The organism is Sorangiineae bacterium MSr12523 (assembly GCA_037157775.1).
Lineage (GTDB): Bacteria > Myxococcota_A > Polyangia > Polyangiales > Polyangiaceae > Pendulispora > Pendulispora brunnea.
The window spans coordinates 8,434,071-8,460,117 of record CP089982.1; the positions used below are offsets into that span (position 1 = coordinate 8,434,071).

At 67.5% G+C, this 26,047-nt stretch carries 1 protein-coding gene (running past both ends of the window); it reads right to left on the reverse strand.

Every position in this 26,047-nt window falls within one protein-coding gene, locus tag LZC95_33145, for a non-ribosomal peptide synthase/polyketide synthase (GenBank protein ID WXA91291.1), read on the reverse strand. The gene is 38,553 nt long; 10,136 of those nucleotides lie to the left of the window and 2,370 to its right, leaving coding positions 2,371-28,417 in view (codon 791, complete, through codon 9,473, partial); reading right to left, the first codon wholly in view occupies positions 26,045-26,047. Both codon boundaries (start and stop) fall beyond the window edges.

Sequence of the window (26,047 nt, forward strand, 5' to 3'; positions counted from 1 at the left end):
ACGGGCGCGAGGTCCAGTACGCGAGCTCGGGCTCTTGGGACCGAGCGTACTCGGCGAGCCGCTCGGACCATTGTTTGAACGACGTCGTCTTCGGTGGAAGCGGCGCCCCGCTCGTCAGGTCCTCGAGCAGGATGCGCCAGGAGACGCCGTCGATGACGAGGTGGTGGGCCACGAGCAGGAGGCGCCCCGCATCAGGACCGGCATCGAACCACACCGCGCGCAGAAGCGGACCGTGTGCAAGGTCCATCGCCGCCTGCTCCTCGGCCGCGCGGGTCTCGATGGCGTGCCGGCGCTCTTGGTCCGAAAGGCCCGCGAGATCGACACGCGCCCATGCGACGAGTTCGCCCGACTCGGCGTGACGCTGCGTCCAGACTTCGCCCTCGCGCACGAACCGCAAACGAAGCGCATCGTGATGCTGGGCCACGCGCTTCAGGATCGTCTCGAAGCCCGCGCCGTCGAAACCTGCGGGCACCTCGAGGAGCACCGATTGGTTCCAATGCTGGGGCGCCGCAAGGCGTTGCTCGAAGAACCATTGCTGGATCGCGGTCAGCGGCGCCTCGCCCGTGACCACGCCCTGCTCCGCCACCGTCCGCGCATCGCGAAGGGTCGAAGCCACCCCTGCGAGCTGCGCGATGGTCGGATGCTGGAACAGCAGACGCGGGGAGAGGGAAATGCCCATTTGCTGGGCCCGCGAGACGACTTGAATCGTCAGAATGGAGTCGCCACCAATTTCGAAGAAGTTCTCGTGAATGCCCACCCGCGGCAGGCGGAGTACCTGGCTCCAGATCTCCGCGAGCCCTTCCTCCAGCGTCGTTCGCGGTGCCTCGTAGATGGCATTCGCCTCGCCATACGCAGCATCCGGTTCCGGCAAGGCCTTGCGATCCACCTTTCCATTCGCGGTGAGCGGCAACGCGTCCAACGGGACGAAAACCGACGGAACCATGTACGCCGGCAAGGTCGTGCCCACGTGCTCCCGCAGCGCGCTCGCAGAAAGGGTTACGCCTTCCTCCAGGACGATGTAGGCCACGATGCGCTGCTCGTGGCCCAAGGCCAGGCTGGCGCGCCCCGGGTTTCCTCGGGCAACGACGACGCATGCCCGCACGTCGGCGTGTTCGCGAAGCGCCGCCTCGATTTCACCCAGCTCGATGCGGAAACCGCGGATCTTCACCTGATGGTCGATGCGCCCGAGGAAGTCCAAGTGCCCGTTCGAGAGCCATCGCGCCACGTCGCCGGTGCGGTACAAGCGCGAACCTGCCTCGAAGGGCACGAAGCGCTCCGCGGTGAGCGACGGTCGCGCGAGGTAGCCGCGCGAAAGCCCCACGCCGCCGATGTACAACTCGCCCGGCACACCCATGGGGGCCGCCGTGCCTTCTGCGTCGAGCACGTAGACCTGCGTATTGCCGACCGGCCCGCCGATGCTCGGCTTTCCTTGCGGCGCCACGGCCGCGTAGGTGGAGTACGTCGTGCTCTCGCTCGGACCGTACAGGTTCAAGAGTCGCTCGACGTGGGGCCTCGCCAGAACGCGCGCTGCCAGATCTTCCGAGAGCGGCTCGCCGGCGAGGTTGACGGTCATCACCGACTCGGGCACGCCGCCCATCTCGAGCAGGGCGGCCATCGCCGAGGGCACGGTGTTGATCAAGGTGACCTGCGTCGCATGCGAAAGCTGCGGGAGATGCAGCGCATCGTTCGCCAGGATGACCCGCCCGCCCCAGCACAAGGGAACCACCAGCTCGAACACGGACAAGTCGAAGCAGATGGACGTCGCGCCCAAAACGCCGCGGAGCTCCTCGGGGCCGAAAACCTGTTTCGACCACGTTGCAAACGCAACGGCGCTGCGATGGCTGATCATCACGCCCTTGGGGCGGCCCGTCGATCCCGAGGTGTAGATCACGTAGGCAACGTGATCGGGGCTCGCGCCGGGCTCGAGTCGCCCGGCATCGCCCGCATCCAGGCAGACGAGATTCGCGCCGTGCCCGGACAAGCGCTGCACGAGCGCTGGTTCGGTGACCACCACGGGTGCGCCGGTGTCCTCGAGCATGAACGCGATACGCTCGCTCGGGTACGCCGGGTCGAGCGGCACGTACGCGCCGCCCGCTTTCAAGATGCCGAACAGGCCAATCACGAGCTCGAGCGAGCGTGACATGCACAACCCGACCAAGGTCTCCGGACCGACCCCGAGCTCGCGCAGGCGATGGGCCAGCCGATTGGCGCGGCGATCGAGTTCCCGATACGTGAGCGTTCGGTCTTCGTAGACCACCGCGACTGTGTCGGGGGTGCGCGTCGCTTGCGCCTCGAACATCGCGCCGATGGTGGCATCGGGGTAGCGCACCTCGGTGTCGTTCCACGAGGCCAGCAAGGTGGTTCGCTCCGCGTCCGTCAGGAGCGGCAGCTGGCCGATGCGCTGCTGGGGCGCCTTCGCGATGCCCTCGAGCAGCACGCCGAAGTTGGCGACCATGCGATCGATGGTCTCCGCATCGAACAGATCGCGGTTGTATTCGAGGCCTCCGCGAAGCTCCCCGTTCGACTCACCCAACGACAGGGTCATATCGAACTTCGCAACGTCCGTTTCGATCGCCATCGGCGAGATCCGGAGCGCGATGGGGCGATGGCGCCGATCCTTCCGGAGTGGGTCGTTCGCGGATTCGGGCGGACGGGACACGGGTAGCGCCGCGACCGTGGCCCAAGCCAGCTCACGCGCATCTTTTCCACGCCCGCGCACGAACGTCATGTCGAGCTGGCCGTTGCCTCCATGCCGCGCCACGCTCATGGCCACCGAATACCCCGCCGCCTCGGCCAGGGCCGCCACCGAGTCCGGCTCCAGCGCGCCGGCACTCGCAGACAGGTCGCGCAGAAGAGCGCGCAGTGTCTCCACCGGCTCCCGTGGGTCGGATTCCGCCGACCACGCGAGCGCCGCCTGCGCGCCGACCAAGCGCCGGTTTCGAACCGCCTCGAGCGTCCACGTCTCCGGCCGCTCTCGTTCCAACCTTGCGCGGATCGCCGCCTCGTCGAGCTCCTTGCGCCAGGTCTCGACCGCGCACGGCGAAGCCTTTTTCTGCACGCCATCACCGATCCGCAGCCACACTTGGTAGCGGAATGCGGTCATCTCGTTGCCCGCGTGCCCGATTCGCGGTGCCACGTCCACGCGTGCAATGCTCGGCACCTTTTCCGCGAGCTCGTGGAAGAACGCCGGGTCGAGAACGAGCTCGGACTCCGCGGCCATCACGTCGCGAATCTTGCCTGCGAAGTCGCAGCGCAACGATCCGGGAGACGTCTGATGATAGGCCATCGCCGTCGCGTGGAGTGGAAGCAAAGCAAGGCTTCGCACGTCCCCCACGAACACGGTGCCGCCCGGCCGCGTGAGGGCCGCGGCCCGCTCGATCACTTGCGCGAGGTACTCCGCGCTCGGGAAATACTGGACGACGGAGTTCAGGATGACGGTATCGAACGACCCGGACGGGAGGTCGTCCAACTCGTGCGCCGCGCGCTCCAACAAGCTGACGTGGTCGAGCCCTCTGCCTTCGAGCCGGCCGCGCACACGCTCGAGGGCGGCGTTCGAAAAGTCGGAGGCAACGTACGTCTCGCAGTGCGGCGCGACCTGAAAGAGCACGAGGCCCGCGCCACAACCGATCTCGAGGACACGCCGCGGCTCGTCTCGGAGAATGTCCGCTGCCGTGCCCTCCACCCACTCGCGCATGTCTTCGGGCGGAACGGGCGCGCCGGTGAGGCTCGACTTCCACCCTGCAAGGTCGAAGTCGGATTCCGCAGGGGCGGGCGCCGAGCGGTACGTCTCGTCCCACACGTCGTGCCATTGCGAGCCGCGCCGGGAGCTCAGGGCTGCTTGCTCCTCCTCGTGCGGCTCGAGTGCCTGCACCGGCGTGTTCTGCAATGCGAACATCACTTGGAAGAGCGGCGTTCGGCTGGCATCGCGCGGTACACCCAGCGCCTCCACCAGCTTCTCGAATGGCACGTCCTGGTGCGCGTACGCGCCCAGCGCGCGTTCCCGCACTTGCTTCAGCACGTCGACGAAGCGCGGATTGTCGGACAGATCGCTGCGCATCACCAACGTGTTCACGAAGAAGCCGATGAGCGGTTCGATCTCCGCTCGGTTGCGATTGGCCACGGGCGTTCCCACGCTGACGTCGCGCGTGCCAGCGTAGCGGGAGAGCAGCACCTGGAAGGCTGCCAGCAGCGTCATGAACAACGTGGCCCCGTGCTCGTGACCGAGGCGGCGAATGGCAGCGGTCAGCTCCGCGGGGACGACGACGTCGTGGTGGGCACCGCGGTACGTTTGCACGGCAGGACGCGGACGGTCCGTCGGCAGCGCGAGGGCCGGCGCGCCGGCGAGCCGCTCGCGCCAGTACGCGAGCTGCGCTTCGAGGACGTCCCCCGACAGCCACTCCCGTTGCCACGCCGCGAAATCGGCATATTGAACCGAAAGGTTCGGCAGGGGCGAAGGCGCGCCCTCGGCGAACGCGGTGTACAGCGCCGTGACTTCTTGGACCAGCACGCCCATGGACCAGCCGTCGGAGATCACATGGTGCATCGTCGCGAGGAGCACGTGATGGTCCGCCCCGAGACGGAGCAACGCCGTGCGAAACAGTGGCCCGTGGGCCAAGTCGAAGGGCCGCCCCGCTTCCTCTTGCGCCAGGCGCTGAACTTCGGCATCGCGCGTCGCATCCGGGAGTGACGACACGTCCGTGAGCGGGATGCTCCAGTCCACCGGCGGCGCATGAACGACGCGCCGTGCTGCGCCCTCTTTCGATGCGAACGTGGTGCGCAAGGCCTCGTGCCGGCGCACGATCTCGCCGAACGCACGGGCGAGCGCATCGATATCCAGCGCACCGCGCAGACGGAGGGCGGCAGGCAAATTGTACGAACTGCTCCCTGGCTCGAGGTGGTCCAAGAACCACAGTCGCTGCTCGGCAAACGAAAGGGGCAGCTCGGCATCGCGCGGCACCGGCCGGATCGGAGGCGCCGACACACCGGCCCCCGCGCGCTGCGCCGCCTCGATGCGCACGGCCATCCCGGCCACCGTCGGATCCGCGAACAGCGCGTGCAGCGGCAGCTCCACACCAAAGGTCGCACGAAGACGGGACACCAACTGCGTCGCCAGGAGCGAGTGTCCACCCATGGCGAAGAAGTTGTCGCGTACACCGATGCCTGTTCGCTGCAGCACGTCGCCAACGATGTCGGCCAGCAGGACTTCGACGTCGCTCCGCGGTGCCTCGTACGCGGACCCCGTTGCCAAGGCTCCGGCATCCGGATCGGGCAAGGCTTTGCGGTCCACCTTGCCGTTGGCATTCAGCGGCAAAGCATCGAGCTGCACGAATGCAGCTGGAATCATGTACGCGGGCAATTTTGCATGCAGGTGTTCCCGCAGGTCCCGGACCGAGAGAACCATTTCGCTTTCGGCGACCACGTAGGCGACGAGGCGCTCGTCGCGCGCCACGATGACGCTCGTTCGGACCGCCGGATGCTCTCCGAGCGAAGCTTCGATTTCACCGAGCTCGATGCGGAATCCGCGGATCTTCACCTGGTGGTCCACGCGTCCCAGAAACTCGAGCTTCCCGTCCGCCCGCCAGCGGACCACGTCGCCCGTTCGATACAACCGCCCGCGGCCGAACGGATGGGGGACGAACTTTTCCGCCGCCAGCTCGGGACGGCCGAGGTAACCGCGCGCCAGACCCGCACCGCCGATCAAGAGTTCACCGGCCACGCCAATGGCAGCGGCCTCGTGGTCCGCGTCGAGCACGTACAGCGTCGTGTCATCGATGGGGCGCCCGATCGAAATGGGGGCAAGCACCTCGTCGATTCGCGTGGTGGCCGACCAGATCGTCGTCTCCGTCGGGCCATACATGTTCCACAAGGCTCCGCAACGCGGCACGAGCTCCGTGGCGAGCGCAGGCGGCAAGGCTTCACCACCGCAGAGGATCACGAGCTCTTTCGTGCCCGCCCACCCCGCCTCGAGCAGCATTCGCCAGGTTGCCGGCGTGGCCTGCATGATGGTCGGTGCGCTCTGCTCGATTCGGGCGCGCAGGGCGGCGCCATCGGCCGACACTTCGCGGTCCACGATTTCCACGCACGCGCCGTTCACCAGCGGCAACCAGATCTCGAGCCCCGCGATGTCGAACGACAGCGTCGTCACGGCGAGCAGCCGATCGCGCGCGCTGATTCCGGGCCTCTTCCCCATGGATGCGAGGAAGTTCGTCAGCGCGCGGTGGGGAACGCCGACGCCTTTGGGCCGGCCCGTCGATCCCGACGTGTAAATCACGTACGCGAGATCTTCCCCCAAGGTGCGGCGCGGGTGACCGTCCGCGCTTCGGCCCTCGTGCCAATCCGTGTCGAGGCATACGATCGTGCGGGGTGGGTTCGGAAGCGCTGCGGCAAGCGCTCGCTCCGTCACCAGCACCGACAACGCCGAGTCCGTGAGCATCCATTCCAGCCGCGAGGGCGGCTGGGTCGGATCCAAGGGCACGTACGCCGCCCCGGTCTTCAAGATGCCAAGCAGTCCGACCACCATTTCGGCCGACCGCTCCACCATGAGGCCGACGAGCATCCGAGGGCCGACATCCAGCGATGCGAGATGGTGGGCCAATCGGTTCGCGCGCTCGTTCAGCTCGCGGTAGGTGAGCTGCCGCTCCCCGAAGATGACGGCCACGGTATCCGGGGTCCGCTCGGCCTGCGCCTCGACCCATTCGTGCACGGGCATCCCGGGTTGCGTGACGGTCTCGTGGTCGGGCGGGAGAGCCCACACACCGAGGACCTTCTGCCGCTCGGCGCCGGTGAGGAGCGGAAGCTCGGCGACACGCGCCTCCGGCGACGCGGCAATCCCTTCCAGCAGCACACCGAAGTTCGCCATCATGCGATCCACGGTTTCGGGGTCGAACAGGTCGCTGTTGTACTCCAGCGCGCCGCTCAGATGCCCGTCCACCTCCTCCAGCGCCAACGTGAGGTCGAACTTGGCGATCTCCGACGCCACGGGCATGGGAGAAAGCTCCACGCCCGGCAGCGACAGCGCTCGAACCTGTGCATTTTGCAAGGTGAACATCACCTGGAAGAGCGGCGTGCGGCTCGCATCCCGATCCACGACCAGGGTCTCCACCAGCTTTTCGAACGGCACGTCCTGGTGCGCGTAAGCGCCCAGCGCATGGTCGCGCACCTGCTTCAATGCGTCGGCGAACCGCGGATTTTCGGAGAAGTCGGTCCGCATCACCAGCGTGTTCACGAAGAAGCCAATCAGCGGCTCGGTCTCGCCGCGATTCCGGTTTGCCACCGGCGTGCCGACGCTGATGTCGGTCGAGCCGCTGTAACGCGACAGAAGCACCTGGAACGCCGTCATCAACGTCATGAACAAGGTGGCACTCTGCTCGCGGCTCACCCGGCGCAGTGCGCTGGTGAGCCACTCCGAGAGCTCGATCTCCTTGGTCGCGCCGCGGTAGGTCTGAACGGGCGGGCGCGGACGGTCCGTCGGCAAGTCGAGCACCGTCGAACCCGAGAGCCGCTCGCGCCAGTATCCGAGCTGCGCGTCCAGAACGTCGCCCGAGAGCCACCTTCGCTGCCAGGCCGCGAAGTCGGCGTATTGAATGGCGAGCTCCGGCAGCGGCGATGGCTTTCCCTCGACGAACGCCGCATAGAGCGCGGCAATCTCCTGGACCACCACCCCCATCGACCAGCCGTCCGACACGATGTGGTGCATCGTGACCAGCAGCACGTGTTCGCCTTCTCCCTGCCGTAGAAGCTTCGCCCGCAGCAGCGGACCGGTGGCGAGGTCGAAAGGTCGGCGCGCTTCCTCGTGCGCGCGGCTCGAAACCTCGTCGGCTCGAACCTCCTCGATCGAGAGCCTCCAGGTGGGCAGTGCTTCGGCGATCACGCGCTTGGCACGTCCCTCGTCCGCAGTGAACGTCGTGCGCAGCGACTCGTGTCGCCGCAGCACCTCGAGGAACGCCCGCTCGAGCGCATCGACGTCGAGCGCGCCGCGCAAGTGCAGCGCCACGGGCATGTTGTAGGAATGGCTGCCCGGCTCCAATTGGTCCAAGAACCAAAGCCGCTGCTCTGCGAACGACAGCGAGAGCTCCCCGCGCGCACCCGCCACGATGGGCGGCGCCGCAACGAGTGCATCGCCTGCACGCTGGGCGGCAGCGATACGGGCCGCCATTCCCGACACGGTCGGCGCCTCGAACAAGCTGCGCAGTGGAATGTCCACGCCGAACGCGGCCCGCAGTCGTGAGACGGCCTGCGTCGCCAGGAGGGAATGGCCGCCCATCGCGAAGAAGTCGTCGTGCAGCCCCACGCGCGGTTGCTCCAGGACGCGGGCCACGATCCCGGCCACGAGCTCCTCCACGTCGGTCCGAGGCGCCGCATAGTCGTCGACCTCGGGCTGGAGATCGACCGCGGGCAGCGCTTTGCGGTCGACCTTCCCGTTCGGCGTGAGCGGCAGCGCGGGGAGCGGCACGAAGGCCCACGGCACCATGTATGCGGGAAGCTTCGACTTCAGGTGCTCGCGAAGCTCCGGCACCGAGAGCTCGATCCCCTCCTCCGGCACCACGTACGCCACGAGGCGCTTGTCGCCGTGTCCGTTGGTGCCCTCGTGCCGAGCCGTCACCACCACGTCGCGAACGGCATCGTGCTGCTCGAGGGCCGCCTCGATCTCGCCCAGCTCGATGCGGAAGCCGCGCACCTTCACCTGGTGGTCGACGCGCCCCAGGAATTCCAGGTCGCCGCTCACCAGCCAGCGCGCGACGTCGCCGGTCTTGTACAGACGTGCACCGCCCTGCGCGAAGGGATCGGGCACGAAGCTTTCGGCCGTGCGCCGTGCATCGTTCAAGTACCCGCGGCCGACGCCGGCGCCGCCGACGTAGAGCTCACCGTTGATGCCGATGGGGGCAGGCTGATGATGCCCATCGAGGACGTAGAGGCCCGTGTTCTGAATCGGCCGCCCGATTGGCGTATGCACCACCGCGGTATCCAGCGGCGCCTCGATCGTGTAGTGCGTGACGTCGTCCGAGCACTCCGTGGGCCCGTACGCGTTCATCAAGGGGATCTCGGGATAGACGCGCAGCCACTTGCGGCACAACTCCGGTGACAACGCCTCGCCGGTCACCAGGAGCCATCGAAGCGACGGCAGCGCAGGCACGTCGCCACGCGCTTCGATGTCGTCGAGGGCCGCACGCAACAGCGACGGCACCACCTCCAGAATGGTCACCCCGCAGGCGGAAACCTCTTCGAACAGCTTGCGCGGATCGTGCGCGATCTCGTCCGGCACGACGTGCACGCGGCCGCCCACCACGAGGGCCGACAGGTACTGCCACACGGAAATGTCGAAGCATTGGGAGGCCGTCTGCGCCACCACGTCACCCGGCGTGAGCCGCAGATCGGCCACCTTCGCGTCGAGGTGGTTCAGCATGCCGCGCTGCTCGACCATGGCACCCTTCGGGACACCGGTGGAGCCCGAGGTGTAGATCACGTAGGCCATCTGGCCGGGACCACGCGGACGGATCGCGTGCGCCGGGCCCATCGCCGAGCCGGCCCGCTGCAGCGCCTCGAGGGCAACGACCTTCACCTCGGGCGGGAGCTTCTCCGCGGGAACCGAGTGATCGATGCCCGCGGTTACGATCCACCGGGCTCCGCTTCGTGCCACGACGTCGGCGATGCGCTCGGCGGGGTGCTCGGGATCCAGCGGAAGGTACGCACCGCCCGCCTTCCACACGGCGAGCACCGCGGTCAGAAACTCCGGACCGCGGGCCATGGAAAGGGCCACCACCGATTCGGCGTCGACCCCATCGGCCTGGAGCGCACGCGCCACTTCACTGGCGCGGCCATGGAGCTCGCGGTACGTGAGCTGCTGCTCTCCGAGCACCACGGCCAGGGTGTCCGGCGTCCGGGCGACCTGCTCTTCGAAGGTCTCCACGAAGCTCGCGTGAGGCCGCGGCTCGATGTCCGTTTCGTTCCACTCCCGCACGACCCGTTGGTGTTCCCAATCGGGCATGAGGGAAAGCTCACCGATGGATCGCGCCGGCTGGGCAACGACGGCCTGCAAAAGCACGTCGAAGTGCCCGACCATGCGCGCGACCGTTGCCGAGTCGAATAGGTCGGCGTTGTATTCGAGAATGCCGTGAAGGCCAGCAGGGCCCTCGTTCAAGGCCAGGGTCAAATCGAACTTCGCCACCTCCGACTCCGTCGGCACCGGGGTGAGCTCGAGGCCGGGCAGTTCGAGGGCGCGAACCGGTGTGTTCTGCAACACGAACATCACTTGGAACAGCGGCGTGCGGCTCAGATCGCGCTCCGAGCCCACGGCCTCCACCACGCGCTCGAATGGCACGTCTTGGTGGGCATAGGCCTCGAGCGCGCCATCACGGACCCGCGCGAGCAGCGCCTCGAAGGTCGGATCCCCGGAGAGATCGCCCCGCATCACCAAGGTGTTGACGAAGAATCCAATGAGCGGCTCCACCTCGGCGCGCGTGCGGTTCGCCACCGGCGTTCCGACGCTGATGTCGTTTTGGCCGCTGTAGCGCGCGAGCAGCACCTGGAAGGCCGCCAACAACGTCATGAACAAGGTGGCGCCGTTGTGCCGGCTCAGACGCTCGAGCGATGCGGTCAGCTCCGCAGGAATATTCACCGGGAGCGCGCCGCCTCGGTACGTCTGCTCCGCCGGGCGCGGGCGATCGGTAGGCAATTCCAATGTCGATGCATTCGACATGCGATTGCGCCAGTACTCGAGCTGCATTTCCAACACGCTGCCCGAAAGCCATTGGCGCTGCCAAACGGCGAAGTCGGCGTATTGGAGCTCGAGCTCGGCCAGCGGTGAGGGCTTGCCTTGGATGAACGCTGCGTAGAGCGCGGCAACCTCGTTGACGAGAACGCCCATCGACCAGCCGTCGGAGACGATGTGATGCATCGTCACCAGGAGCACGTGGTCCTCGGCGGAAAGGCGAAGTAGCTTGGCCCGCAGAAGCGGGCCCGCGCCCAGATCGAAGGGGCGACGGGCTTCGTCTCGAACCGCGCTCTCCCAATCCGGCCCGGCGGCGCTCACGTCGATCGGGAAGGTGGGTGCGGCCGGGTGAATTCGCCGCACGGCGTTGCCGTCTTCCGTCTCGAACGTGGTGCGCAACGTTTCGTGGCGTCGCACCAGCTCGGAGAAGACGCGCTCGAGCACCGCGGGATCCAGCTCCCCGCGCAGGCGCAGGGCCGAGGGCAGGTTGTAAGATGCGTTGCCCGGCTCCAGTTGGTCCAAGAACCAAAGGCGCTGCTCGGCGAACGACAGCGGAAGCCGTTCGTCGCGCGAGACGGTGCCCATGGGCGGGGCACTGCTCGTGCCCCGAGCGGCGGCAACGCATTTGGCGAGGGCCGAGACGGTGGGCCCCTCGAACAACGTGCGCAGAGCAACATCGACGCCGAATGCGGCGCGCAGGCGCGTGATCACTTGCGTGGCGAGCAACGAGTGCCCGCCCAGCGCGAAAAAGTCGTCGTGGACACCGACGCGCGGAAGGCGCAGCACCTCGGCCAGGATCCCGGCCACCAGCTCCTCCACATCGGTTCGCGGAGCCTCGTACGCGCTCTGCGATACCGTGTGCTCCGCCTCGGGCGCGGGCAATGCTTTGCGATCGACCTTGCCGTTCGAGTTCAGCGGCAAGGCATCGAGCCGCACGAAGGCCGCGGGCACCATGTACACGGGCAATCGAGACTGCGCGTGCTCGCGCAAGGCGGACGCCGAGAATTCCGCGTCCGCGACCACGTACGCAATGAGCCGTTTGTGGCCCAAGGCCAGGCTACCGCGCTCGCCTGCGTCGTCGCGAACGACGACGACGCTTGTCTGCACGGAGGGGTGCTCGCCGAGCACCGCTTCGATCTCGCCCAGCTCGATCCGGAAGCCGCGAATCTTTACCTGCTGGTCGATGCGACCCAGGTAATCCAGACCGCCGCCTGGCAGCCTGCGTACGAGATCGCCCGTCTTGTACAGACGCGCCCCCGGCCGCGCCCCCGCGCCGAACGGATCGGGGACGAAGCGCTCCACGGTCAGCTCGGGCCGGTGCAAGTAACCGCGCGCGAGGCCGGCGCCGCCGACGTAAAGCTCGCCGGGTACGCCTGCCGGAACGAGCTGCCCATCGCTGGCGAGCACGTACGCTTGCAGGTCGGGAATGGGAATGCCAATCGCGCTCGAGCCCTGCCCGTCCAGATCCGCCCGCGACAACGGCCGATAGGTGACGTGCACCGTGGTCTCGGTGATGCCGTACATGTTGACCAGCTGCGGTTGCTCGTCGCCGTGCCGCTCGAACCAGGGCCGCAAGCCCGGAATGTCCAGGGCTTCCCCGCCGAAAATGACCGAGCGAAGCGCGAAGGTTCCCTCCGTCGCCGCTGTGTCGGCGGCCATGAGCTGCTGAAACGCGGACGGCGTCTGATTGAGCACCGTCACGCGCTCACGGCAGAGGAGGCGGTGGAACGCCTCCGGCGATCGGCTCACGTCGAATGGCACGATCACCAGGCGTCCGCCATAGAGCAGCGCACCCCAGATTTCCCAAACGGAGAAGTCGAACGCGTACGAGTGGAACATGGTCCAAACGTCGCGCGCGTCGAAGTGGAACCACGCATCCGTGGCGCCGAACAAGCGGGTGACGTTGCCATGCGTGACCGGGGAGCCCTTTGGCGTGCCGGTCGAACCCGACGTGTAGATCACGTACGTCAGGCTCTCCGGCGTGGTCCCGCTGGCCGGGTTGACGTCGCTCTCGCCCGCGATGGAAGACCAATCTGCATCGATTCGAAGGATCTGCGCCGTGCCCTCGGGGAGTGAACCACGGTCGGCCTCCCGTGTGACGATCACCGGTGGGCGCGCGTCGCTGGCCATGCGCTCGAGGCGCTCCTTCGGGTACGACGGGTCGAGCGGCACGTAGGCTCCGCCCGCCTTGGAGATGCCCAACAGGCCGACCACCAGCTCCAGCGATCGCTCGATGCTCAAGCCAACGAGGACGTCGGGCCCCACGCCCATCGCGCGAAGGCGGTGTGCGAGCCGGTTGGCGCGTCGATTCAGTTCGCCGTACGTGATTTGCTCGTCGTCGAAGACGGCGGCCACGGCATCGGGGTTCGCGCGAACCTGCGCTTCGAACAGCTCGTGCAGGGACTCGGGTCGGGCATGATCCTCGACCTGGTCCCTCCCCTTCGACAGCGCGTGTCGCTCCGCGGCGGTGAGCATCGACACCTCGCCCACGAGACGCCGCGGCTCGGCGGCGATGCCATCGAGCAAGGTGCTCAGATGATGCAGAAGCCGCTCGATGGCGTCGTGCTCGAACCGCGCTGTGTCGAAGGCGATCTTCAACGAGAGGCAACGCCCGGGGGCGACGACCACGGTCAGCGGATAATTGGTCCGATCGGCACCGCGAACGTCGGTGATGCGCAGGTCCGCGTCGGTGCGGAACGTCTCGTCGAGCGGATAATTTTCGAACACGACGATGGTGTCGAACAGCGACTGCCCGCGCGGCACCTCGCTCCAGCCCTGCACGTCGACGAGCGAGCTGTATTCGTACTGCGACGTCTCGATCTGTGCATCTTGCAATGATCGCAAGAAGTCGAGTAGCGGCGCGCGCTCGGATACCTGGGCTCGCACCGGGAGCGTGTTGATGAAGAGGCCCACCATGGTGGGTGCCCCTTCGAGCTCCGTCGGGCGGCCGGAAAGCGTGGCGCCGAACACGATGTCCTTTTCGCCGCTGTAGCGGCTCACGAGGATGGCCCACGCGCCCTGCACCAGCGTGTTCAACGTGAGTCCGTGCTCGCGTGCGCGGTCGGCGAGGAGCCGGGTCTGCTCCGCGGACACGTTCAGCACGAGCTCGTGGCTCCCGCGCTCGCGCGAGGCCGCCGGTCGCTCGATGCGCAGCGCCGTGGGCGCCGAGAAGCCGCGAAGTCGTTCGCGCCAAAATGCCTCCGCGCGCCGCGCATCCTGACGCGCGAGCCACGCCACGTAGTCCCGATACGGGACGAGGCGCTCCCCGGAGGGCTGCTCGCCCGCGCGGAGACGCGCATAGGCGTCGAAGACGTCCTTGAACACGAGCGGCAGGCTCCAGCCGTCGGCAAGGATGTGATGCAACGTGACGGTGAGCTCGTGACGTGTGTCGGCCGTTTGCACCAAGCGAATACGCAACGCGGGCGCGGCGGTCAGGTCGAAGCCTCGCGACGTTTCGTCCTGTTCGAACGGGATTCGAACCTCGCGATGGACGATCTGCACTGGCTCTTCGAGGCCGTCCCAATGGAACGACGACCGCAGGATGGTATGCTTCTCCACCGCGTGCTGCCAGGCGCGCTCGAAAGCCATGCGATCCAGGCTGCCCTCGATGGTGCAACGGAGTTGCACGAGGTACACGCCGGAATCCGGCTCCCGCAGCGTATGGAAGAGCATTCCTTGCTGCACGGGCGTGAGTCGGTAAATGTCCTCCACGGAGCGCCATCCGCCGGATTGCGCGAGCAGCCGCTCCAGCGCCGCGGGCTCGAGCCGGGCGAGTGGGAAATCCGATGGCGTGAAGCCGCCCGCCTCGGGCGAAAGGCAATGCGCGATGACCGCGCGCAGTCTCTCCGCGAACGCAGCAGCCCGCGCCGCCACGGTTTTACGCGCGTGGGCGCCGGGGCTGAAGGTCCAATCGAAACCGAGCCGCCCCTCCGACACGATGCCGGTGATGTCCAGCAGGTGCGCGCGACGGCCGTTCGGAGCGTGCGCGGGCGCGGCATCGGGCACGAGTCGGAACGATGCGCCTTGGCCACCGTCGACCTGTCCCAGGTAATTGAAGCTCACCTCGGCGGCCGCCAGCCCCGCGAGACGTGCCTCACCGCGCAGATACCGGAGCAAGCCGTACGCAACGCCGCGCTTCGGGATGGCTCGAAGCTGCTCTTTGATGGCCGTGAGGGCCATGCCCGGGTCCAACTTCAAGACCACCGGATAGAGTGCGGTGAACCATCCCACCGTGCGGGAAAGGTCCACGTTCTCGAGCAAATCCTCGCGGCCGTGGCCCTCGAGATCGACCAGCACCGCGGGCGCGGAGGTCCACTCGCCCAGCGTCTGCGCGAGCGCCGTGAGAAGCACATCGTTGATCTGGGTGCGGTAGGCCTGCGGCACGCGCTTGAGCAGCGCCTCGGTCTCCTCGGCGGTCAGCCCCACGTGCACGGTCTCCGCGTGGGCCACCGTGTTCTCGATGCCCGAGCCATCGCGTAGCAAAGGCCGAACCTTTTCCCAGGGTTGGGCGAGCCAATACGCGAGATCGCCTTCCAGCGGGGCGGATTGCGCATAGGCCGAGAGCTGCTCGGCCCAATGCTTGAACGACGTCGTCTTGGGCGGCAAGGTCACGGCCTGGCTGGCAAGGAGCTGCCGCACGGCGGTCTGCAAATCCTCGAGCAGGATGCGCCACGAGACGCCGTCGACCACCAGATGATGCACCACCAGGAGCAACCGCGCGGGCTGCCCATCGAACCACGCGGCCCGCAGCAACGGCCCGTGCTCCAAATCGAGGCTCGCGTGCGCCGAGCGCGGGTCGAGCCGTTCGAGGCTCACCGCGTGCTCCGACTCGGCATGACGCTGCCGCCACTGCCCTTCCTCCCGCGTGAACCGCAGTCGCAAGGCGTCGTGGTGCTGCACGACCGCGCGCAACGCACCCTCCACGGTCACGGGATCGAGGGAGGGGTCGACCTCGAGCATCACCGATTGATTGAAGTGATGCGGCGACGGCAACTCCTGCTCGAAGAACCACCGCTGGATGGGGGTGAGCGGCGCCTCGCCCATGATCCGCCCCTGCTCCGCGCGCACCGAGGTGGTATCGCTGGAGGCCACGGCCGCGAGCCCGGCGATGGTCGGATTTTGGAACAGGAGCTTCGGCGAAAGGTGCAACCCCGCCTGCTTCGCCTTGGCGACGATCTGGATGGTGAGGATCGAGTCGCCGCCCACCTCGAAGAAGTCGTCGTGGATGCCGAGTTTCGATACGCCGAGCACCTGCGCCCAAATCTCGGCGAGGACGGTTTCGGCCTTGGTCCGCGGCGCTTCGAAGACCGCGCCGCTGGTCATCCGTGCCGCATCCGGCACCGGCAACGCCTTGCGGGCGACCTTGCCGTTGGGACTGAGGGGCAATGCCTCGAGCTCGACGAAGACCGCCGGCACCATGTACGACGGCAACCGTGCTTCCAGGTGTTCGCGAAGCGCGCCCACCGAAAGCGATAGCCCCGGCTGCGCGACGACGTAGGCGACGAGCTGCTTTCGCCCCGGGCTATCCTCGCGCGCGATCACCACGCTGGCCTGCAGCGACGGATGCTCGCCGAGCACCGCTTCGATCTCGCCCAACTCGATCCGGAAGCCACGGATCTTCACCTGATGGTCGACGCGCCCGAGGAACTCGATGCGCCCATCGGCCAAGTACCGCGCGAGATCGCCCACGCGGTACAAGCGCGTTCCACCCTTCTCGGTGTGCGGATCGGGCACGAAACGCTCCGCGGTGAGCTCGGGTCGATTCAGGTACCCTCGCGCCAAGCCATCGCCCCCCGCATGGACCTCACCGGCCGCACGGATCGGCACCGGCTCGAGGTTTTCGTCGAGCAGGTACGTCTGCGTATCGTCGATGGGCCGCCCAATCGGCACACGCGGACGTTCCGTGTCGGCGTGGTCCAGATCCGTCGACGTCGTGAACGTCGTGTTTTCCGTCGGGCCGTAGACGTGGAGCAAGCGCACCGAGGGGAGCTTCTCCTTGACCGTCCGCATGGCCCCCGGCGATGCGCTTTCACCGCCGGTGAGCAGCTTGGTGAGCCCGCCCAGATCGGCCGGACGCTGCTCCACGAGCTGATTGAACAGCGCCGTGGTGAGGAACGTCGTCGTCACGCCGTAGCGGCGGAAGACGTCCCCGAGCTCGTCGATCGACAGGAGGCCGGGCGGGGCCACGACGACGCGTGCACCCTGCAAGAGCGCGCTCCAGATCTCGAAGGTCGAGGCGTCGAACGCCAGGGGCGCCGCGTGGAGCAGCACATCCTCGGGCTCGATGCGGACGTAGTTCTGCGCCATCGCCAAGCGCACGATCGCGCGGTGCGGAATGCACACGCCCTTCGGCCGGCCCGTCGAACCCGACGTGAACATGACGTAGGCCGCGTTGTCCGCAACGACGTCGATGGGCAGATTGGTATCGGGCTGCCCCTCGAGATCCGCCTTCGGATCCAGCATGGCCCCGAGCGGCGCTTCCTCGAGCATCAAGCGGATTCGCTCGGCCGGGTACTCGGGATCCAGCGGAACGTACACGCCGCCCGCCTTCAAGATGGCGAGCACGCCGACGACCATGTCGAGCGAGCGCTCCACGGAAAGACCGACCAACGTTTCCGGCCCCACGCCCTGCGCGCGAAGATGGTGCGCCAGGCGATTGGCGCGTCGATTCAGGTCTGCATAACTCAGTTGCGCATCGCCAAACACGACCGCGGTGGCGTCCGGCGTTCGCGCGGCCTGCGCCTCGAACAATTGGTGCACGATGGCATCGCGCGGGTACGCGGTTGCCGTTGCGTTCCAGGTATCGAGCACCGTGGTGCGCTCGGCCGCGGTGAGAAGTGCGAGCTCGGAAACGGGGCGCTCGGGCGAGCGCGCGACGCTTTCCAAGAGCGTGCCGAGGTTGGCCACCATGCGCGCGATGGTTTCGGCATCGAACAGATCGCGGTTGTATTCCAGGCCGCCGCGAAGCTCGCCGCCTTCTTCCGCGAGCATCAAGGTGAGGTCGAACTTGGCCATGTCCGATTCCACGGCCATCGGTGAAAGCTCGAGGCCGGGCAGCGGGAGCTCGCGCATGGGCGCGTTCTGCAGGGCGAACATCACTTGGAAGAGCGGCGTGCGGCTGGGATCGCGCTCCACGCCAAGGGCCTCCACCAGCTTCTCGAAGGGCACGTCCTGGTGGGCATAGGCGGCGAGCGCGGTATCTCGCACGCGCTTCAAAGCGTCGACGAAACGCGGGTCGTCGGAGAGATCGCTCCGCATCACCAGCGTGTTCACGAAGAAGCCGATCAGCGGCTCGATTTCCGAGCGATTCCGATTCGCCACCGGCGTGCCCACGCAAACGTCGCCCGACCCGGCATAGCGCGACAGGAGCACCTGGAAGGCGGCCATCAACGTCATGAACAAGGTCGCACCTTGCTCGCGCGCGACGCGGCGAAGGGATGCGGTCAGCTCCGCGGAGAGCACAATGCGCTGGGTGGCGCCGCGGTATGTCTGCACCGGAGGACGCGGGCGGTCCGTCGGGAGCTCGAGCGGGGTTGCACCGGCGAGCTGGGTGCGCCAGTAGCCGAGCTGCCCTTCGAGGGTGTCGCCCGAGAGCCAGGCCCGTTGCCACGCCGCGAAGTCGGCGTATTGGATCGGGGGCTCCGGGAGCGGCGACGGCCGGCCGTGCGCGAAGGCCGTGTAGAGTGCACCGACTTCGTCGACGAGCACGCCCATCGACCAGCCGTCCGATACGATGTGGTGCATCGTCACGAGGAGGACGTGCTCGCGCGCGCCTTGCTGCAGCAATGTCATGCGCAAGAGCGGACCGGTGGCGAGGTCGAACGGACGGCGTGCCTCGTCGCGAGCCTGTTGCTCCACGTCGTGCGCGGGGATCACCGGGATGGGCCACCGCTCCGCCGGCGGATGCACGGCGCGCGAAGCCTTCCCTTCGAGGGTGACGAAGGTGGTGCGCAAGGTCTCGTGGCGGCGTGCGACCTCGGCCAGGGCGCGCTCCAGCGCGATGTGATCGAGCTCGCCGACGAGGCGCAGCGCCGCTGCGATGTTGTACGCGCTTCCGCCCGGCTCCAGGCTGTCGAGGAACCAGAGTCGCTGCTCGGCAAACGAGAGCGCTCGGCTTTCGGAGCGCGGGACGATTGGCTCCGCGTGCGCGTGTTGCGCGAATGCGATGCGGGCCGCGAGCCCGAGAACGGTCGGCTCCTCGAAGAGGCTTCGAATGGGTAGCTCGACACGGAAGGTCGTGCGAAGCCGCGAAATGATCTGCGTGGCCAAAAGGGAGTGCGCCCCCAAGGCGAAGAAATCGTCGCGCAACCCGACGCGGGGAACCTTGAGCACATCGGCCACGATGGCGGCCACCAGCACCTCGACGTCCGTCCGCGGAGCCTCGTAAGCGGTGGTGATGGCGGGTGCCTCCGGAGCCGGCAGGGCCTTGCGATCGACTTTGCCGTTCGCGTTGAGCGGCCACGCATCGAGCTGCACGAATGCAGCTGGAACCATGTACCCGGGCAATTTTGCACGCAGGTATTCCTGCAGCGCCGCCACCGACAGGGCTTCGTCGGATACCACGTAGGCCACGAGGCGCTTTTCCCCACCGTCTTCGCGCGCAACCACGACGCTCGAGCGCACCGACCCGTGCGCCTCCAGCACCGTCTCGATCTCCGTCAGCTCGATCCGGAATCCGCGGATCTTCACCTGGTGGTCGACTCGCCCCAGGAACTCGATCCGCCCGTCCTCCAGGTGCCGCGCCAGGTCCCCCACCCGATACAGACGGCCCTCGCCGTACGGGTTCGCGATGAACCGCTCCGCCGTCAGCTCCGGCCGGCCCAGGTAACCGCGGGCAAGACCATCGCCCGCCGCGTACACTTCACCTGCGACGCCCGCCGGTACCGGCTCCAAGTTTGCATCGAGCAGGTACACGCGCGTGTTGTCGATGGGCCGCCCGATGGGGACCGAGGCTCCCAGGACGTCTTCGTCGATGGGCCAGCAGCAGGTGAACGTCGTGTTCTCCGTCGGGCCGTACCCGTTGACGATCTGGCAGTCCGGCAGCGCCGCACGCGCTCGGCGCACATGCGCGACCGAAAGCGCGTCTCCGCCAGCCAACAGCGCACGCACCCCGCGCAGCCGTTCCACCCCGTCGTCCACCATTTGATGAAACAGCGGCGCCGTCAGCCACATCACCGTCACGCCGTGGCGCGACACCGTCGCACCAAGCTCGTCGAGCGACAGCGCCCCCGGCGGCGCCATCGCCACCCGTGCACCTTGCAGCAACGCGCTCCACACCTCGAATGTCGACGCGTCGAACGACACCGGCGCGTACTGCAAGAGCACGTCGCCGGACGCAATCTGCACGTAATTGCGCGCCATCGCCAAGCGAGCCACGGCACGGTGCGGAATCGTCACACCTTTGGGACGCCCCGTCGAACCCGACGTAAACATCACGTACGCCGCATTCTCGGCCCCCACCATGGCCGGCGGGTTCGTCTCGGGCTGCCCGGTGAGATCCGCCTTGGGATCCACCATCGCCCCCAGCGGCGCCTCCTCCAACATCAACCGAATCCGCTCCGCCGGATACTCGGGATCCAGCGGCACGTACGCGCCCCCCGCCTTCAGGATACCCAGCAGCCCGACGACCATCTCCGGCGAGCGCTCCACCGAGAGGCCCACCAGAGTCTCCGGGCCCACGCCCTGAGCTCGAAGATGGTGCGCCAGTCGATTCGCCCGTCGATTCAGTTCTCCGAACGTGATCTGCGTGTCCTCGAACACGATCGCCACCGCGTCGGGCGTCCGCGCGGCTTGCGCCTCGAACAGCCCGTGCACCGTCGCGTGACGCGCATACTCGGTCGTCGTGGCGTTCCACGTCTGGAGCACCCGATGCCGCTCCGCATCGTCCAGCAGCGAAAGCTCACCGATGGCCGCGTCGGGCTTCGAGGCCATCTGCTCGAGCAAGTTGCACCAATGGCGTGCGAGCGCTTCGGCGGCGCGACGCTCGTAGCGACCTGCGTCGTAAGCAATGCGCAAGGCCAGGTGCTGGCCAGGGAGGACCACGGCGGTCAGCCCGTAGTTGGTTTGCTCGTATCCGCGGATGTCGCGAATGCGCCGCGGGCTACCGGCGAGCGCTTCCTCGATGGGGTAATTCTCGAACACGAGCAACGTGTCGAACAGCGACTGCCCACGCGGCACGTCGCTCACACGTTGAATCTCCGCCAACGACGCGTACGCGTAGTGCTGCGCCTCCGCCTGACGCGTTTGCAGCTCCTCGAGCCATCCCACGAGCGGGCGCTCGTCGTCGACCCGCAGCCGCGCGGGCAGCGTGTTGATGAAGAGGCCTACCATGGCCGCGGCGTCGTCCAGATCCGCAGGCCGCCCCGCCACGGTGGTCCCGAAGACCACGTCGCCTTCGCCACTGTAATGCCGCAGCAGGATCGCCCACGCGCCCTGCACCAGCGTATTCAGTGTGAGCCGGTGCTTGCGCGCCATCGCATCGAGCGCGACCTTCGTCGCACGCGGCAGCGCAAGCTCGATTTCCGCCGTACCGCGCGCCGCCGTGGCTTGCGCGATGCGGAGCGACGTCGGCTCCGTGAAGCCGTGCAACGCCTCGCGCCAGAACGAGCTCGCGGCTTCCGCATCCTGCCGCGCGAGCCAGTCGATGTAATCGCGGTAAGGACGGCTTGGCTCGCGGTGCGTTTCCCGCCCCTCGCGCAGGGCTTCGTATTCTTCGAAGACATGCTGAACGAGAATGGGCATGCTCCACCCATCCGCCAAAAGGTGGTGGAAGCTCAGCACCACCTCGTGCTCCGCCTCGAAGCGCGCCACGCGCACGCGCAGCAGCGGCGCCTGCGTGAGCACGAACCCGGCCGCCCGATCCTCGGCGAGGTATTGCGCGAGCCGCTCGGCGGCATCGTCGATGCCGCGCAGGTCTTCCGTCACGAAGGGCAGCACCACCTGCCGATGCACCACTTGCAGCGGCTCCTCGAGGCCCTCCCAATGGAACGAAGTGCGCAGCGTCGCATGCTGCGCGAGCACGCGCTGCCAGGCTCGTTCGAAGAGGGAAACCTCCAGCGGCCCGTCCACGAGGAAGCGCAGCTGCTCGAAGTACACACCGGAGTGGGGCTCGCGCAGCGTGTGGTACAGCATGCCCTGCTGCATGGGCGAGAGCCGGTAGACGTCCTCGACGTCGCGGCCCACGCCGAGAAGCTTGTCGAGCGCGTCCTGGCCGATGCGCGCGAGCGGAAAGTCCGACGGCGTGAAGCCGCCCGCATCGGGGAGCAAGCAATGCGCAATCAGCGCGCGCAAATGCTCCATGAAACGCGACGCCAGCGCCTCCACCGATTCGCGCCGGTGCGCATTCGCGCCAAAGCTCCACTCGACGCGGAGCTCCCCGCCGGAGACCATCCCGTCGATCTCCAGGAGGTAAGCACGCGTCCCGCCGGGATCGCGCCCTCCCTGATGCGACTCGGCAGCAAGCCGCCACGAGGCGCCAAACGCCGCGTCCACCTGCCCGAGGTAATTGAAGCTCACCTCGGAGGCGGGCAGCTGCGCCAAGGCCCTGGCGGTCTCGCCGCCGTCTTCACGCAGGTAGCGCAAAAGGCCATAGCCGATTCCACGATTCGGAATCGTGCGAAGCTGCTCTTTGACCGATTTGAGCTCCGCACCGAGATCCGCCGAGCGGCTCGTTTCCAGCACGACGGGATGAAGCGCGGTGAACCATCCGACCGTGCGCGAAAGGTCCACGCCCTCGAAGAGGTCCTCGCGGCCATGGGCCTCCAGATCGATGCGCACGGCGTCGCCGCCGGTCCACTCGGACAATGTCCGCGCCAACGCCGCGAGCAGCACGTCGTTGATCTGCGTGCGGTACGCCTGCGGCACGCGTTGGAGCAGTGCCTCGGTCTCCGAGGCCGAAAGCGCAACCCGCACCACCTCGGCCGACGCGCCCGTGTTCTCGCCTTGCTGGTGGTCCAGCGGAAGCCGCGGCGCCTTCTCCCAAGGCCGGCCGAGCCAATACGCGAGCTCGCCCGCGAGGCCCGGCGACTGCGCCAGGCCGGCGATTTTCTCCGACCATTGCTTGAACGATGTCGATTTCGCGGGCAGCGACTCGCCCGCGAGCGTGCGCTCGATGTCCTCGAGCACGATGCGCCATGAAACGCCGTCGATGACCAGGTGGTGCGCCGCGATGAACAGCCTTCCGGTGTCGCTCCCGCGATCGAACCACACGGCGCGCAGGAGCGGCCCGTGGCCCAGATCCATGGCAGCGTGTTCCTCCGCGATGCGCGCCTCGATGGCTGCAGGCGATGCGCCCTCCACGCGATGAAACGCAACGAGGGCACCGTCTTCCGCATGCCGCTGGGTCCATGCGCCTCCCGGCTCGCGCACGAAACGCAGCCTCAACGCATCGTGGTGCCGCGCGACGATGTCGAGCGCGCGCTCCAGCGCGGCCGCGTCGATCCCGCCGGGGGTCTCCAGGAGCACCGCTTGGTTCCAATGGTGGGGCGCCGGCAATCGCTGCTCGAAGAACCAATGCTGAATCGCGGTGAGCGGCGCATCGCCGGAGACGGTGCCCTGCTCCGCCAGCGTTGCCTCGGCGCGCGCACGCGCCACCTTGGCAAGCTGCGCGATCGTCGGATTCTGGAACAGCGAACGCGGCGAGATGGCCAGCCCTGCACGACTTGCCCGCGAAACGACCTGAATGGTCAGAATCGAATCGCCGCCGGCCTCGAAGAAGTTGTCATGCACGCCCACGCGCGGAAGCCGGAGCACCTGGCTCCATATCTCCGCGAGCTGGGCTTCCACCGCGGTTCGCGGCGCCACGTAGGCGCCCTCCGCGGTGAATCGGCTCGCATCCGGTGCCGGCAAGGCCTTGCGGTCCACCTTCCCGTTCGCGGTCAGCGGCAGCGCATCGAGCTGCACGAAGGCAGACGGCACCATGTACGCGGGCAAGGTCACGCCGATGTGCTCGCGCAGGGCGGCGGGCGAGAAGTCGGCACCGCCCTCGGTCACCACGTAAGCCACCACGCGCTGCTCGTCGGGCGTGTCCTTGCGCGCCACGACCACGCATGCACGCACGGAGGCGTGTTCGCGCAGACGGGACTCGATCTCGCCCAGCTCGATGCGGAAGCCGCGGATCTTGACCTGGTGATCCGCGCGACCGAGAAAGTCGAGCTCTCCACCCGGCAACCATCGAACCACGTCGCCGGTGCGGTACACACGCGCGCCGTGTGAAAACGGAGACGGAACGAAACGCTCCGCCGAGAGCTCGGGACGCGCGAGGTAGCCGCGCGAAAGCCCGACGCCTCCAATGTACAGTTCCCCCGGCACTCCGGCGGGCACCGGTGCACCGTCCGCGTTCAGTACGTAAACCTGCGTATTGCCCACCGGCACACCGATGGTCGGCTTGCCGTACCCCACCGTCGCAAACGTGGAGTACGTGGTGCTCTCGCTGGGTCCGTACAGATTCAAGAGGCGCCGCACGTGCGGCCTGCCGAGAATCTTCGTCGCGAGATCCTCGGAGAGCGGTTCGCCGGCCAAGTTTACCGTGGTCACCGACGCGGGGAGCGCGCCCATCTCGAGCAACGCGGCCATCGCCGAAGGAACCGTGTTCACCAGCGTCACGTCCGCGGCATGCGGAAGCTCGGGCAATGCGAGTGCATCATTGGCCAGGATGACGCGACCGCCCCAGCACAATGGAACGATCAACTCGAACACGGACAGGTCGAAGCAGATCGACGTAGCCCCCAGAACGCCGGCAAATTCGGCGGGGCCAAAAACCTGTCGCGACCAAGATGCAAATGCGACCGCACTGCGATGCGGGATCATGACCCCCTTGGGGCGGCCGGTGGATCCCGACGTGTAGATCACGTACGCCACGTGATCGGGCTTCGCTGCCAGCGCAACGTTCGATTCGAGCGCTTCGTAGGCATCCAGGCAGACGAGCTGGGTTCCGTGCTCCGAAAGCCTCGGCGACAGCGCCGTCTCCGTCACCACGATGGGTGCGCGGGTATCCTGGAGCATGAAGCCGATTCGTTCGGCGGGGTAGTTCGGATCGAGCGGCACGTATGCGCTGCCCGCCTTCAAGATACCGAAAAGGCCGACCATCAGCTCGAGCGAACGCGAAACGCAAAGCCCCACCAACGTCTCAGGCCCAGCGCCAAGTGCGCGCAAGTGGCGGGCAAGCCGATTGGCGCGGACATCGAGCTCACGGTACGTGAGGTGCTGCTCGCCGAAAGTCACCGCAATGGCATCGGGCGTACGCGCGGCCTGTGCGGCGAACAAATCGTGAAGGCACGCGTCGGGCGGGAAATCGAGCGCCGTGCGATTGCGCTCCACGAGCAACTCGTGCGCTTCGGCGTCGGTCAGCAACGGCAAAGCCGAGACCGTGCGCTCGGGATCGGCCACGACGCCGTGGAGCAGGCGCTGGAAACGCGCCGCGAGGCGTTCCATGCTGCCCGCCTCGAACAAGTCGGTGTTGTACTGAAGCGAGGCGCGCAGCACGCCATCCGCCTCCGCCATGGTCAAGGTGACGTCGAACTGCGCGACCCGCTCCGGCAGCGCGACGGAGGTCACCTCCAAGTCACCGAGGCGGGCACGCGCCGGGGTATCCGGCAGGGCGAACGCGGCCAGGCTCTCGGCGCGGTGCGACTTCTGGAACACGAACATCGCCTGAAAGAGCGGGGATCGCGCCGGATCGCGCACCGGCTGAAGGCGAGAGGCCAGAAGCGGAAATGGGTAATCCTGATGATCGAGGGCCCCCAGCACCGCGCGCACCACGCGTTCCAGCGCCTTCGCGAACGATGGATCGTCGGCGAAGTTCGCGCGCACCACCACGGGGTTCACGAAATAACCAACCACCGACTCGAACTCGCCGCGCGTGCGCCCCGCCACCGGGGAGCCCACGAGGATGTCGTCCTGCCCGCTCATGCGGTGGAGCAGCACCTCGAACGCCGTCAAAAGCAGGGCATAGAGCGTCACGCCGCGCGCACGGGCGAGCGCATCGAGCTCCTGGGTCAGCGTTTCGCTCAACGCGAATGCGTGCGACGAACCGCGGAAGGTCTGCACCGCGGGCCGCGGCCGATCCAGGGGAAGATCCAGCGACGGCAGCTCGCCTGCGAGCTCGTCGCGCCAGTACGCCCAGTGCCGGTCTCCCGCCTCGGAGAGCACCTTGGTTTGCCAACCGACGAAATCGGCATAGTCGAACTCGGGTCGCGGAAGCGCGGAAAGCGCGGAAACATCGCCCCGGGCGAGCTTCCCGTACATCGCGCCGAGGTCTTCGGCCAGCAGGACGTACGACGCCAGGTCCACGGCAATGTGGTGCACGACCAAGAGCAGCGTGTGCTGCCCGTCCGGGCGCGA